Here is a 14580-nt window from a genome sequence, read left to right on the forward strand (position 1 = left end):
CAGCGTAGGCCATTTGCCATCTGTGCGGAGGGGTTTTTTATGACAAGGAATCGGGCGGTTTGCACCGCCACCAAGCGCCTCAGGTCTGCTGCAGGTGCCCGTACAGTTTTGCGTACAACCCACCCTCGGCAATCAGCTGTTGATGGTCGCCATCTTCAGCCACATGCCCACCGTCGAACACCAGCACCCGGTCCGCTTGCTTCACCGCCGATAGACGGTGGGCGATGATCAGCGTGGTGCGGCCATTGAGGAAGCGTGCCAGGGCTTTGTGCAGGTTGTATTCGGTGGCGGCATCGAGCGCCGAAGTGGCTTCGTCGAGGATCACCACCTTGGGTTCGGCCAACACCATCCGGGCAATGGCCAGCCGTTGCCGCTGACCACCGGACAAGCGCACACCGGAACGCCCGACCACGCTGTCCAGGCCTTGTGGCAAGGCGGCAATGGTGGCGTCCAGCTGGGCAATGCGCAGCGCCTGCCAGCAGGCTTCGTCGCTGCACTCGCGGCCCATGGTCAGGTTGGCGCGCACGCTGTCGTTGAACAGCGACGGATGCTGCAGCACAACCGCGACGTTTTCGCGCAGGGTCTCCAGGCCGATCTCCTGCAGGCTGGCACCGCCAAAGCGGATGGTCCCCGCCTGGGCGCTGTACAGGCCCAGCAGCAACTGCACCAGGGTGCTCTTGCCGCCCCCGCTGGCGCCCACGATGGCCACCTTCTCACCTGGGGCGATGGACAGGTCGAGGTGTTCGAGCACCGGCTCGTCAGCATAGGCGAACCGCAGGTCGCGCACCTCGATGCCCACTGTCTCGCGGCCCGCGAACGGGTCACTGGCCGCCGGGTACTGCGGCTCGTCGGCCCGCGCCAGCAACTCGTTGAGCCGGCTCAGGGCACCGCCAGCGGCATAGTAGGCGTATTGCAGGTTGAGCAGTTGCTCAACCGGCCCGATCATGAACCACAGGTAGCTGAACACGGCCAGCATCTGGCCAATCGACAGGTCGGAGAACAGCACGGTGAGCATTGCCGCGGCGCGGAAGATGTCGATGCCGAACTGGAACAACAACCCACTGGCGCGGCCACTGGCATCGCTCTTCCATTGCGAGTCCACGGCGTAGTCGCGCACTTCCCGCGCGCGCAAGCCAAGCCGACCGAGGAAGTAACCCTGACGGTTGCTGGCACGGATTTCCTGGATCGCATCGAGGGTTTCCGACAGCGCCTGGGTAAAGCGTGCGGTGCTGTCGTTTTCAAGCTTCTTCAGGTGCTTGACCCGCTTGCCCAACTGCACGGTGAAGTAGATCACCAGCGGGTTGAACAACAGGATCAGCAACGCCAGCTGCCAGTGCATCCAGATCAGGATCGCCGCCGTGCCGGTCAGGGTCAGCATGGCCACGAGGAAGCGGCTGAGGGTTTCACCGACGAACTTGTCGAGGGTGTCCAGGTCGGTGACAAGGTGCGTCGTCACCGTGCCGCTGCCCAGGCTTTCGTACTCCTTGAGGGAAATCCGCTTGAGCCGTTCGATCAGGCGGATGCGCAGGCGGTAGACGATGTCCTTGGCCAGCCCGGCGAACAGCTTGGCCTGCACCACGTTGAAGGCCAGGGCGGCCAGGCGCAGGCAAAGCGTCAGTGCCAGCATCAGGCCGATGTAGCCCGCCGCGACCTGCCAGTTGGCCGGCAGCAGCTGGTTCATCCACTTCAGCGCGGCATCGCCGTGGCCGAGCAGCACTTCGTCCACCAACAGCGGCAGCAGCAAGGGAATCGGCACGCTGCAGCAGGCCGCGAGCACGGCAATCAGGTTGGCGGACCAGAGGTTTTTCTTGTGATGCAACGCCAGGCGGCGGATTTCCGCCCAGCTCAGTCGATCGGCCGCACTGTGAGGCTTCCCTGGCACAGGGTCGGGCGACCCAGGCACATCAAGCACAGGCGGCCTGCTGCAGCCAACGGCCGAGCAAGGGTTGCAGGCGCTCCAGCGGCTGGTAGCCGTTGGTCAGCAAGGCCAACTGGCCATTGCGCTCGGCCAGCAGGGTGGGGAACCCGGCGATGCCCAGGCCCTGCGCCCAACCGAAATCGGCGGCGGTGGCCGTACGCGTGTCGGCGCGGGTAAAGGCCTCAGCGAATGCCGCACGGTCAAAGCCTGCCTGTTCGGCCAGTTCAACCAGGTGCGGCGCGGTGGTGACGTCGACACCGGCCTCGTAGAACGAGCGCTGGATCAGCGCCAGCAGGGGCCAGACGCGCTCGGCATCCAGCTCGCGGGCAGTGACCAGGGCGCGGCAGGCAGGCTCGGTGTCGTAGACAAAGCCTTCGGGCATGGCGCCCTCGAAACGAAACGGCTGACCGGTGGCGTCGGCCACCGCTTGCCAATGCTCGAGGATGTACTTGCGGGTCGACGCATCCAGGGCGCTGCCGCCGGTGCGCAGGCCACCCGGCACCAGGCGGGTCGGCACGCCGGCTTCACGTGCCTGGGCGATCAGGGCCGCGGCCACCGGCGCGAAACCCCAGCACCAGGAGCACATCGGGTCCATCACATAAAGCAGGCGTGCAGACATGCATCAGGCCTCGGCTTTGTAGTTGTAACCGATCGGGTGCGGCAAGTTGCGCGCCTTGGCCAGCTCGATCTGCTTCTGCCGGTCAATGGCGCTGCGGCGAGTCTTCTCGCTCAGGCTGTCCCAGCAGTGCGGGCAGCTCACACCTGGCGAGTAGTGCTCGGACGCACGCTCTTGTGCGTTGATCGGGTGGCGGCAAGCGTGGCACTGGTCGTACTCGCCCTCGCTCAGGTCATGACGCACCGTGACGCGGTTGTCGAACACGAAGCAGTCGCCATCCCACAGGCTTTCTTCCTGAGGCACTTCCTCGAAGTACTTCAGCACGCCTCCTTTAAGATGATAGACCGCCTCGAAGCCTTCACCGAGCATGTAGCTGGAGGCTTTTTCGCAACGGATGCCACCGGTGCAGAACATCGCCACCTTCTTGTGCTTGCTCGGGTCGAAGTTGGCCTTGATGTACTCGGGGAACTCGCGGAAGGTCTCGGTCTTGGGGTCGAGGGCGCCCTTGAAGGTGCCAATGGCCACTTCGTAGTCGTTACGGGTATCGATCAGCAGCACTTCAGGGTCACTGATCAGGGCGTTCCAGTCCTTGGGCTCGACGTAGGTGCCCACCTGCTGGTTGGGGTCCACGCCCGCCACACCGAGGGTGACGATCTCTTTCTTGAGCTTGACCTTGGTGCGGTAGAACGGCTGCTCGTCGCAGTAGGATTCCTTGTGGTCGACATCCACCAGGCGCGGGTCATTGCGCAGCCAGGCGAGCAGGCCGTCGATGCCTTCGCGGGTGGCCGACACGGTGCCATTGATGCCTTCGTTGGCCAGCAGCAGGGTGCCTTTGACGTCATTGTCGAGCATGGCCTTGAGCAGCGGCTCGCGCAGCTCGACGTAGTCTTGCAGGGTGACGAATTTGTACAGCGCCGCGACGACGATCGGTTGTGACATGAACGTGAATCTCCAGGTGGTTGCCCTCGTAAGGGGCGGACCGGGGTAACAAAAACAGGGGGCTGCTTTGCAGCCCATCGCAGGCAAGCCAGCGCCCACAGGTACAGGGTGTGGGAGCTGGCTTGCCTGCGATGGGCCGCAAAGCGGCCCCCTTTTGGGATTTTTGCGGATTCTACCAGAACGGCAAAAAGGAATCAGTGCCCGCCGCCTGCACACACCGGCGAGGCCGGTGCGACACCGACCTTGGCCCACTCTTCAGCGGTGTAGGTGTGAATGGCCAGGGCATGGATCTGGCCCATCAGCTCGCCCATGGTGGCGTAGACCTTCTGGTGACGCTTGACGCTGTTCAGCCCGGCAAACTGCTCGCTGACGATCACTGCCTTGTAGTGGGTCTCCTGACCACGACTGTGCATGTGACTTTCATTGAGCACTTCCAGGTGTTGCGGCGCCAGCGTTGCCAGTTGCTGCTCGATGCGGTGCTGCATGCTCATCTCGCGTTACTCACTTTTTGGCGGGGGCGGCCTTGCCAGCGTTCGGGTCAAGCTCTTTGGTCATGTCTTCGAGCAGCTTGTTCACCACCGGTACCGCAGGCTCCAGGCTCTGCTGGGTCAGCTGGGCCGACTGCTGGGTAACCTTGGGCATTTCGCGCAGGACTTTCTTGCCCAGCGGCGACTCGTAGAACTTGACCAGGTCCTTGAGCTCGGCCTCGGTGAAGGTCGCGGTGTACAGGTCGACCATTTTCGGCTTCAGCTTGTTCCAGCCGATGGCGCTGTCCAGGGCGGCGTTGGCCTTGGCCTGGTAGCTTTGCAGCACCGGCTGCTTGGCGGCAGGTGCCTTGGTCTGGGCGAAGCGCTGGGCGAACATCTGTTGGACTTGCATATAGACCGGAGTGCCCAGTTTGTCGGCGTTGGCCAGGGTCAGGAATTTCTCGGCGGCAGCGTTGTGGGCTGGGGTGGCAGCGAGTACCTGGCCGCTGGCACAGGCCAGGGCGACGGCGGCACAGAGGACACGGAGACGGGTCATTGCATTTCCTTCAAAAGAGGGAGGCGGGTACCTCAGAGTAGAGCATTCTGCGCTGTGGTGGCGATGTGCTCAAGTGGGTACGACGAGCGATGGAACCGCTCTGTCGAATCAGGGCCTAAACTGCGATTTCGAACCACAAAGGAGTGAGCGCAGAATGAGCCGTATCGAGACAGACAGCCTGGGCCCGGTCGAAGTTCCTGACGACGCCTACTGGGGTGCGCAGACCCAGCGGTCGCTGATCAACTTCGCCATTGGCAAGGAACGCATGCCGCTCGCGGTGCTGCACGCCCTGGCACTGATCAAGAAAGCCGCGGCACGGGTCAATGATCGCAACGGCGACCTGCCGGCTGAAATCGCCCGGTTGATCGAGCAGGCCGCCGACGAAGTGCTCGACGGCCAGCATGACGATCAGTTCCCGCTGGTGGTCTGGCAGACCGGCAGTGGCACCCAGAGCAACATGAACGTCAACGAAGTCATCGCCGGCCGCGCCAACGAGCTGGCCGGCCAAGGCCGTGGCGGCAAGGCGCCCGTACACCCCAACGATCACGTCAACCGCTCGCAGAGTTCCAACGACTGCTTCCCCACTGCCATGCACATTGCCGCTGCCCAGGCGGTACATGAAAGACTGCTGCCGGCGATCGCCGAGCTGTCCGCGGGGCTGTCCGAACTGTCAGCGCGCCACCAAAAACTGGTCAAGACCGGCCGCACACACATGATGGACGCCACGCCGATCACCTTCGGCCAGGAAGTTTCCGCCTTCGTCGCCCAGCTTGATTACGCCCAGCGCGCCATCCGCGCTACCCTGCCGCCGGTCTGCGAGCTGGCCCAGGGCGGCACGGCCGTCGGCACCGGGCTGAACGCGCCACACGGCTTCGCCGAAGCCATCGCCGCCGAGCTGGCCGCGCTTTCCGGGCTACCTTTCGTCACCGCGCCCAACAAGTTCGCAGCCCTTGCCGGCCATGAACCGCTGACCAGCCTGGCGGGGGCGCTGAAGACCCTGGCTGTTGCCTTGATGAAAATCGCCAACGACTTGCGCCTGCTTGGCTCTGGCCCGCGCACGGGGCTGGCAGAAGTACGCCTGCCGGCCAACGAGCCGGGCAGCTCGATCATGCCTGGCAAGGTCAACCCGACCCAGTGCGAGGCGCTGTCCATGCTGGCCTGCCAGGTGCTGGGCAACGATGCTGCGATCGGTTTTGCCGCAAGCCAGGGTCACTTGCAATTGAACGTGTTCAAGCCGGTGATCATCCACAACCTGTTGCAGTCGGTGGAATTGCTGGCCGACGGCTGCCGCAACTTCCAGCAGCACTGCGTGGCCGGGATCGAGCCGGATGCCGAGCAGATGGCGGCGCACCTGGAACAGGGGTTGATGCTGGTAACGGCACTGAACCCGCACATTGGCTATGACAAGGCGGCGGAAATTGCCAAAAAGGCCTATGCCGAAGGCAAGACCCTGCGCGAGGCGGCGTTGGAGTTGAAGTACCTGACCAATGAGCAGTTCGATCAGTGGGTCAGGCCGGAGAACATGCTGGCACCGGGTGGCAAGGGCTGATTTAGCGGGTGCCTGTTCCGGCCTCTTCGCGGGGCAAGCCCGCTCCCACTGGTATCACCACAGGCTCGAATGCTGCGGTCAACCTGTGGGAGCGGGCTTGCCCCGCGAAGAGGCCGGAACAGGTCATCAATTAACCTGTGCCAACCGCGCCTTTCTTGCGCGCCACCCCGCAACCAACGAAGGCCCGAGCGCCACCAGCGCCGACCCCAGCACCACCGTCAGCGCGCCAACATACCCCAGGGCATTGATGTCCTCGGCATGCACATACGCCGGCCACATCCAAGCCGCCAGCGCCACCGCCACAAAGGTCACCAGTGGGGTCAGCGCCAACGTCGCGCTCACCCGCGAGGCTTCCCAATGCGCCAGTGCCTCGGCAAAGGCGCCATAGGCCACCAGGGTATTCAGGCAACAGGCCAGCAGCAGCCAGCCTTGCAGCGGCGTCAATTGCAGCGCTTCCAATGGATGCACCCAAGGCGTCAGCAGCGCGGCGCAGCACAGGTAGATCACCATCATCACCTGCTGCGAGTGCCATACCGTCAGTAGCTGTTTCTGGCTCAGGGCGTAGAAGACCCAGATGCTGGTCGCCAACAAAATGGTCAAAACCCCGGTGGTGTACGTGCCGAGCGAGGTCAGCAGCTCTTCCAGGCGCTGGTTGAAGAACAGGCCGAAACCGCCGACCAGAATCACCAGGCCCAGCCCCTGCCCCAGGCTGAAACGCTCCTTGAACACGAGTACGCTGGCCACCAGCAGCAACACCGGGCCGACCTGTACCACCAGTTGCGCGGTGCCCGGGCTGAGCAGCTTGAGGCCAATCAGGTACAGCACGTAGTTGCCCATCAGGCCAAGTACGGCCACGGCCACCAGCCCTTTGCCCTTGCGCCCGAGCTTGCCGAACGATGGCAGCCGGCGATTGGCCGCCAGCCAGGCGGACAACAGCCCGCCGGACACCAGCAGGCGGTACCAGGTGACGGTGACTGGGTCCATCACCTGCAGCACCTGTTTGAGCTTGATCGGCAGGATGCCCCACAGCAGCGCGGTCAGAAGTGCCAGGAACAGGCCATAGACCCAGCGTCCGGAAGTGGTGTGCATAAAGCCCTCGATCAAGCCCGTGGTGGGGGTGGTTGGATTCTACGGGCTTGGCGGCAGGCAGCGGGGGGATAAGCCGGGAAAAGAATTCATCAGGTCATTCCACCGTGGCATGGCTGAACAGGCAACTATTTCTTGTCCTTGGCAAACGCCGCTTCCAGCGCCTCGTTGATGGTGCGCAATACCTTCACCCGCGCCCAGCGTTTGTCATTGGCCTCGACCAGTGTCCACGGCGCGATCTCGCTGCTGGTACGGTCGACCATGTCGCCCACCGCCTCGGTATACAGGTCCCACTTCTCGCGGTTGCGCCAGTCGTCTTCGGTGATCTTGTAGCGTTTGAAGGGGATCTGTTCACGCTCTTCGAAGCGTTCCAGTTGGGTCTGCTGGTCGATCGCTAGCCAGAACTTCACCACCACCACGCCCGCATTCACCAACTGCTCTTCGAAATCATTGATCTCGCTGTAGGCACGCATCCAGTCGGCCGGGCTGCAGAACCCCTCGACCCGCTCCACCAACACCCGGCCATACCAGGACCGGTCGAAGATGGTGAACTTGCCCCGCGCCGGAATCTGCCGCCAGAAACGCCACAGGTACGGTTGCGCGCGCTCGTCTTCGCTGGGCGCGGCAATCGGTACGATACGGTATTGGCGCGGGTCCAGCGCGGCCGCCACGCGGCGGATGGCACCGCCCTTGCCGGCCGCGTCGTTGCCTTCGAACACCGCCACCAGCGCATGCCGACGCATGTGCTTGTGGCGCAGCAGGCCGGCCAGGCGCGCCTGCTCGGTCACCAGTTGCTCCTGGTAATCCTGCTTGTCCAGGCGCAGGGTCATGTCCAGGGCACCGATCAGGCTGCGTTGGTCGATGCTGCGCCCCAGCGGCGCGACGTTACCTTGGTGCTTGCCCTTGGGGTTGTTGGCGAGGGCTGCTTGCAGGCCGTCCAGCAGAATGCGCCCTACCGCCAGGCTGCGGTAATGCGGGTCGGCCCCCTCGATCACGTGCCAGGGCGCGTAGTCACGGCTGGTGCGGCGCAGCACACGCTCGCCAAAGCGCACGAAGCGGTCGTAGGTCTCGGACTGTTGCCAGTCCAGCGGGCTGATGCGCCAGCTGTGCAACGGGTCATCCTTGAGCGCCTTGAGACGGGCTTTCATCTGTTTTTTGGACAGGTGAAACCAGAACTTGATAATCAGCGCGCCTTCGTCACACAGCATCTGCTCCAGCCGTTCGGCACCGGTAATGGCCTGATCGAGCACGGCGTCCTTGAACACCCCATGCACACGCCCCTGCAGCATCTGGCTGTACCAGTTGCCAAAGAAAACCCCCATCCGCCCCTTCGGTGGCAAGGCCCGCCAGTAGCGCCAGGCCGGCGGCCGGGCGAGCTCCTCGTCGGTCTGCTGGTCGAAGGTGAGTACATCAATCATGCGCGGGTCCATCCACTCGTTGAGCAGCTTGACCGTCTCGCCCTTGCCAGCGCCTTCGATGCCGTTGATCAGCACGATCACCGGAAAGCGCGCCTGCTGCTTGAGTTCGTACTGGGCTTCGAGCAGGGCCTCGCGTAAAGCGGGTACCTCGGCGTCGTAAGCCTCCTTGTCGATGCTGTGACCGATTTCAGCGGATTCGAACATGCAGTGGCTCCTTCAATGGATAAACAAGACTAGCGGATTTGTGCCGTGGCTGTGTCCGAGCGACCAGCGCAAAAAGCGCAGATGGCATAAAATCCCGGCATCCGCTGCAACCGAGCCCACCATGTCCACCCTCCTCCAGCATGCCCAGATCGACTGGGACGACCAGGGCCGCCCCCATTCGCGGCAGTACGACGATGTGTACTTCGCCGTCAACGAAGGCATCGAAGAAACCAAACACGTCTTCCTCGGCCAGACCCGTCTGGGCGAACGCTTCGCCGAGCTGGCGCCGCACGCCTGCCTGGTCATCGGCGAGACCGGTTTTGGCACCGGCATGAACTTTTTCTGCGCCTGGCAGTTGTTCAACGAACAAGCGCCTAGCGACGCCCGCCTGCATTTCGTCAGCGTCGAGAAGTACCCCCTCGGCCACGATGACATGGCCCGCGCAGTGCGCCTGTGGCCAGAACTGGCGGCCTATACCGAGCCGCTGCTGGAGCAGTACGTGGCCGTGCACCCGGGGTTCCAGCAGTTCACCTTCGACAACGGTCGGGTCACCCTGACGCTGTTGATCGGCGACGTGCTCGAACAACTGCCGCAGCTCGATGCACAGATCGATGTGTGGTTCCTCGATGGCTTCGCCCCGGCCAAGAACCCCGACATGTGGACCCCAGCGCTGTTCGCGCAACTGGCGCGGCTGTCGCACGCGGGTACCGTGCTGGGCACCTTCACCACCACCGGCTGGGTGCGACGCAGCCTGGTCGAAGCCGGCTTCGCCATGAAGAAGGTGCCGGGCATCGGCAAGAAATGGGAGGTAATGAGCGGCGCCTACACCGGGCCGGCAGCCACACGTCAGTACGTGCCCTGGTATGGCCGCCCGCACTGTGAGGCGGGGCCACGCCAGGCCCTGGTGATCGGGGCCGGGCTCGCCGGCAGCGCCACTGCCGCCAGCCTGGCCAGGCGTGGCTGGCAGGTCACGGTACTGGAGCGTCACGATGCCCCCGCCCGCGAAGCCTCGGGCAACCCGCAAGGGGTGCTGTACCTCAAGCTGTCCGCCCATGGCACGGCCCTTTCGCAGATGATCCTGGCCGGCTTTGGTTATACCAGGCGCCAGCTTGAGCGCCTGCAGCGTGGCCGCGACTGGGATGCCTGCGGCGTGCTGCAGTTGGCGTTCGACAGCAAGGAGGCCGAACGCCAGGGCAAGCTGGCCGCAGCCTTTGACCCTGACCTGTTGCGCTCGCTGGAACGTGAAGAGGCCGAGGCCATTGCCGGTGTGGCATTGCCGGCGGGCGGCCTGTTCTATCCGCAAGGCGGCTGGGTACATCCACCGGCCTTGTGCCAGGCGCAGTTGCAGCACCCCGGGATTCAACTGCTGGGGCACCATGAGGTGGTGGAACTGCGCAAGGTCGATGACCTGTGGCAGGCCTGGGATGGCGAGCGCCTGCTGGCCAGCGCCCCCCTGGTGGTGCTGGCAGGCGCCGCCGATGTACGGCGTTTCGCACCCTGTGCACAGCTGCCGCTCAAACGCATCCGTGGGCAAATCACCCGCTTGCCGGCGACCGCCAGCAGCCGCGCCCTGCGCACCGTGGTGTGCGCGGACGGTTATGTGGCACCGCCTCGGGAAGGCGAACACACGCTGGGCGCAAGCTTCGATTTCCACAGCGAAGACCTGGCGCCGACCGTTGCCGAGCACAAGGGCAACCTGGCGCTGCTGGATGAAATCTCCACGGACCTGGCGCAGCGCCTGAGTACTGCCGCGCTCGACCCTGAGCAGTTGCAGGGCCGCGCAGCGTTTCGCTGCACCAGCCCGGATTACCTGCCGATCGTCGGGCCGATGGCCGACCCGCAGGCGTTTATCGAAGCCTACGCCGCACTGAGCAAGGATGCGCGGCAGGTGCCGGAGGTGGAGTGCCCTTGGCTCGACGGGCTGTATGTGAACAGCGGGCATGGGTCGAGGGGGTTGATCACGGCGCCGCTGGCGGGTGAATTGATTGCGGCCTGGGTGTGCGGGGAGCCTTTGCCGGTACCTCGGGCAGTGGCTGAGGCTTGCCATCCGAACCGGTTTGCCTTGCGCAAGCTGATTCGGGGGAAGTGAGAGGGCTGGGGGCATGGCGGGAGATAGATTGCGGCTGTGAGATCGAGCGCCCCCCCCAGCCAAGCGCCCCATATAACAGATCGTTCTAAAACTCCTGCAAACCTCACCGGTCAGTTCCTTACGGCGCCCTGATTCTGGGCACCGCCTCCCCAACGGAAAAACCGGTAAGGACTTATGTGCGGATTAGCAGGAGAGTTACGTTTCACCCCCATCGACCAAGCCCCACGCCCGGCCGACCTGGCTGCGGTGGAGCGCATCACCCACCATCTGGCGCCTCGCGGCCCGGACGCCTGGGGCTTTCATAGCCAGGGGCCGATCGCCCTCGGCCACCGCCGGCTGAAAATCATGGATTTGTCCGACGGCTCGGCTCAGCCGATGGTCGACAATACCCTGGGCCTCTCGCTGGCCTTCAACGGCGCCATCTACAACTTCCCCGAACTGCGCCAGGAGCTGCAGGACCTGGGCTACACCTTCTGGTCCGACGGCGATACCGAAGTGCTGCTCAAGGGCTACCACGCCTGGGGCGCGGCCTTGCTGCCCAAGCTCAACGGCATGTTCGCCCTGGCCATCTGGGAGCGCGACAACCAGCGCCTGTTCCTGGCCCGCGACCGCCTCGGCGTCAAACCCCTTTACCTGTCGCGCAACGGTGAGCGCCTGCGCTTCGCCTCAACGCTGCCGGCGCTGCTCAAGGGCGGCGACATTGACCCGGTGATCGACCCGGTGGCGCTCAACCACTACTTGAACTTCCACGCCGTGGTACCCGCCCCGCGCACCCTGCTGGCCAATGTGCAAAAGCTTGAGCCCGGCACCTGGATGCGCGTCGACCGCCACGGCGAAGTCCAACGCCAGACCTGGTGGCAACTGCAGTACGGCACCCACCCGGACGAGCGTGAACTGGACCTGGAAGACTGGACCACCCGCGTGCTCGACGCGACGCGCGATGCCGTGGCGATCCGCCAGCGCGCCGCGGTGGATGTCGGGGTACTGTTGTCCGGCGGTGTCGACTCCAGCTTGCTGGTCGGCCTGCTGCGTGAAGCCGGTGTGGACGACTTGTCGACCTTCTCCATCGGCTTCGAGGATGCCGGCGGCGAGCGTGGCAACGAGTTCGAGTATTCCGACCTCATCGCCCGCCACTACGGCACCCGCCACCACCAGCTGCGCATTGCCGAGCACGAAATCATCGAGCAACTGCCGGCTGCGTTCCACACCATGAGCGAGCCCATGGTCAGCCATGACTGCATTGCCTTCTACCTGCTGTCGCGGGAAGTGGCCAAGCACTGCAAAGGCGTGCAAAGCGGCCAGGGCGCGGACGAGCTGTTCGCCGGCTACCACTGGTACCCGCAGGTCGATGGCGCCGAGGATGCCTTTGGCGCTTACCGCGACGCGTTCTTCGACCGCAGCCACGCCGAGTACCGGGACACCGTGCAAGCACCCTGGCTGCTGGAAACCGACGCGGCCGGCGATTTTGTCCGCGAGCACTTCGCCCGCCCTGGCGCCCGCCACCCGGTAGACAAGGCCCTGCGCCTGGACAGCACGGTGATGCTGGTCGACGACCCGGTCAAACGCGTCGACAACATGACCATGGCCTGGGGCCTGGAAGCGCGTACGCCGTTCCTCGATTACCGCCTGGTGGAACTGTCGGCCCGCATCCCGGCACGCTTCAAGCTGCCCGACGGTGGCAAGCAGGTGCTCAAACAGGCTGCCCGGCGGGTGATCCCGCATGAGGTGATCGACCGCAAGAAGGGTTACTTCCCGGTCCCTGGCCTCAAGCACCTGGAAGGCGCGACGCTGGATTGGGTGCGCGAACTGCTGACCGACCCCAGCCAGGACCGAGGGCTGTTCAACCCGGCCATGCTCGACCGCCTGCTGAGCAATCCGCATGGCCAGTTGACCCCCTTGCGGGGCTCCAAGTTATGGCAGCTGGCGGCGCTCAACCTGTGGCTGAGCGAACAAGGAATCTGACCGATGAAAGCCCACGAAATCGCCTACGGCCAGCGCTTGTTGCGCGGCCAGGCACCGTCCTACGAGCGCTTGCAGGCGCGCCTGGCCGGCGATGGCAGCGAGCCCCACGACCAGCCACGTGCCGTGCACTGTGGCTGGGGGCGGCTGCTGATCGGTCACACCTACCCCGACCCGGTCACGCTCGCCGAAGCCCTGCTCGACGAGCGGCCTGGCGAGCGCGACATCGCCCTGTACGTGGCCGCGCCGCAGCAGTTGCTGGCCCAGGCGCCGCAGCAGTTGTTTCTCGACCCCTCCGACACCCTGCGCCTGTGGTTTACCGACTACCGCCCAGCGCAGCGGGTGTTCCGTGGTTTTCGCGTGCGACGGGCGCAAAACCCGGCGGACTGGCAGGCGATCAACACCCTCTACCAGGCACGCGGCATGTTGCCGGTCGACCCCGAGCGGCTCACCCCACGTCACCTGGGTGGGCCGGTCTACTGGCTGGCCGAGGATGAAGACAGTGGCGCGGTGATCGGCAGCGTGATGGGCCTGAACCATTGCAAGGCGTTCGACGACCCCGAGCACGGCAGCAGCCTGTGGTGCCTGGCCGTCGACCCGCACTGCACCCGCCCGGGCGTGGGTGAAGTGCTGGTGCGTCACCTGATTGAGCACTGCATGAGCCGTGGCCTGGCCTACCTGGACCTGTCGGTGCTGCATGACAACCGCCAGGCCAAGCGCTTGTACGAAAAACTCGGGTTTCGCAACCTGCCGACCTTCGCCGTCAAGCGCAAGAACGGCATCAACGAACGCTTGTTCCTCGGCCCAGGCCCCGAGGCGGGGCTCAACCCCTATGCGCGGATCATCGTCGACGAGGCACTGCGCCGTGGTATCGAGGTGCAGGTCGACGACGCCGCAGGCGGGCTGTTCACCTTGAACCTGGGCGGGCGCCGCATTCGCTGCCGCGAGTCTTTGAGCGACCTGACCAGCGCCGTGACCATGACCCTGTGCCAGGACAAGCGCCTGACCCAGCATGCGTTGAGCAACGCCGGGCTGCGTGTACCGGCCCAGCAACTGGCGGGCAATGCCGACGACAACCTGGCGTTTCTCGACGAGCATGGCGCGGTCGTGGTCAAACCGGTGGATGGCGAACAAGGCCAAGGGGTGGCGGTGAACCTCACCACCCTCGAAGACATCACCCAGGCGGTGGAGCACGCTCGGCAGTTCGACAGCCGTGTGCTGCTGGAGAGCTTCCACGCAGGCCTGGACCTGCGCATCGTGGTGATCGGCTTTGAAGTGGTGGCGGCTGCCATACGCCACCCGGCCCAAGTAGTGGGTGATGGCAAGCACGACATCCGCGCGCTGATCGAAGCCCAAAGCCGCAGGCGCCAGGCAGCGACCGGTGGCGAGAGCCGCATCCCGCTCGACGATGAAACCGAGCGCACCCTGCGCGCGGCGGGGCTGGGCTATGACGACGTATTGCCTGTCGGGCAGCGCCTGGCGGTGCGGCGTACCGCCAACCTGCACACCGGCGGCACCCTGGAGGATGTTACTGAACGCCTGCACCCGGTGCTGGCCGATGCCGCAGTACGGGCTGCACGGGCGCTGGAGATCCCGGTGGTGGGGTTGGACTTCATGGTGCGTGATGCCGAACAGGCGGATTACGTGATCATCGAGGCCAACGAACGCGCCGGCCTGGCCAACCATGAACCGCAGCCGACGGCTGAGCGGTTTATCGACCTGTTGTTCCCGCATAGCCGGGGATTGGCGTAAATCAATGATGGCCCTTTCGCGGGGCAA

At 64.7% G+C, this 14580-nt stretch carries 11 protein-coding genes; 4 read left to right on the forward strand and 7 right to left on the reverse strand.

Annotated elements, in window-relative coordinates:
• Positions 1-79 precede the first annotated feature (79 nt).
• The 5 genes from OGV19_RS17215 to OGV19_RS17235 form a co-directional block, all read right to left on the reverse strand.
• Positions 80-1912 (reverse strand): ABC transporter ATP-binding protein, encoded by a 1833-nt coding sequence (locus OGV19_RS17215; protein WP_264309853.1) that lies wholly within the window; start codon positions 1910-1912, stop codon positions 80-82.
• Entirely contained in the window at positions 1905-2537 is a 633-nt protein-coding gene (locus OGV19_RS17220) for a DsbA family protein (RefSeq protein WP_264309854.1), read from the reverse strand. The genes OGV19_RS17215 and OGV19_RS17220 overlap by 8 nt, the downstream gene beginning before the upstream one ends.
• A gap of 3 nt (positions 2538-2540) precedes the next feature.
• Entirely contained in the window at positions 2541-3473 is a 933-nt protein-coding gene (locus OGV19_RS17225; protein WP_264309855.1) for an oxygen-dependent tRNA uridine(34) hydroxylase TrhO, read from the reverse strand.
• A 194-nt stretch (positions 3474-3667) separates the two neighbouring features.
• Entirely contained in the window at positions 3668-3964 is a 297-nt protein-coding gene (locus tag OGV19_RS17230) for a BolA family protein (protein ID WP_264309856.1), read from the reverse strand.
• A 10-nt stretch (positions 3965-3974) separates the two neighbouring features.
• On the reverse strand, positions 3975-4496 hold the full coding sequence (locus OGV19_RS17235; protein ID WP_264309857.1) for a DUF2059 domain-containing protein: 522 nt from the start codon (positions 4494-4496) through the stop codon (positions 3975-3977).
• Between the two features lie 154 nt (positions 4497-4650).
• On the opposite strand from OGV19_RS17235, the gene OGV19_RS17240 reads away from it, so the two are divergent.
• Positions 4651-6045, forward strand: coding sequence for a class II fumarate hydratase (locus OGV19_RS17240; protein ID WP_264309858.1), 1395 nt, complete (start codon positions 4651-4653; stop codon positions 6043-6045).
• 126 nt (positions 6046-6171) lie between these two features.
• On the opposite strand, the gene OGV19_RS17245 is transcribed toward OGV19_RS17240, so the two are convergent.
• Both OGV19_RS17245 and pap read right to left on the reverse strand, forming a co-directional pair.
• Positions 6172-7134 carry a DMT family transporter gene (locus tag OGV19_RS17245; RefSeq protein ID WP_264309859.1) on the reverse strand — a complete coding sequence of 321 codons (963 nt, stop codon included), beginning with the start codon at positions 7132-7134 and terminating at the stop codon, positions 6172-6174.
• 125 nt (positions 7135-7259) lie between these two features.
• Positions 7260-8753 (reverse strand): polyphosphate:AMP phosphotransferase, encoded by a 1494-nt coding sequence (pap, locus tag OGV19_RS17250; protein WP_264309860.1) that lies wholly within the window; start codon positions 8751-8753, stop codon positions 7260-7262.
• Positions 8754-8874: 121 nt separating this feature from the next.
• Between pap and mnmC the strand changes: the two genes are divergently transcribed.
• The 3 genes from mnmC to ngg all read left to right on the forward strand — a co-directional run bounded on the left by mnmC (position 8875) and on the right by ngg (position 14553).
• Complete coding sequence (gene mnmC / locus OGV19_RS17255) at positions 8875-10842, forward strand: bifunctional tRNA (5-methylaminomethyl-2-thiouridine)(34)-methyltransferase MnmC2/FAD-dependent 5-carboxymethylaminomethyl-2-thiouridine(34) oxidoreductase MnmC1 (RefSeq protein WP_264309861.1); 1968 nt, start codon at positions 8875-8877, stop codon at positions 10840-10842.
• A gap of 174 nt (positions 10843-11016) precedes the next feature.
• Positions 11017-12804, forward strand: a complete 1788-nt coding sequence (locus tag OGV19_RS17260; protein WP_264309862.1) for an N-acetylglutaminylglutamine amidotransferase — start codon at positions 11017-11019, stop codon at positions 12802-12804.
• Positions 12805-12807: 3 nt separating this feature from the next.
• A complete protein-coding gene (gene ngg, locus OGV19_RS17265) occupies positions 12808-14553 on the forward strand; it encodes an N-acetylglutaminylglutamine synthetase (protein WP_264309863.1) in 1746 nt (581 codons plus the stop codon).
• Positions 14554-14580 lie beyond the last annotated feature (27 nt).

Origin of the sequence: Pseudomonas putida (genome assembly GCF_025905425.1) — a bacterium.
GTDB lineage: Bacteria > Pseudomonadota > Gammaproteobacteria > Pseudomonadales > Pseudomonadaceae > Aquipseudomonas > Aquipseudomonas putida_AF.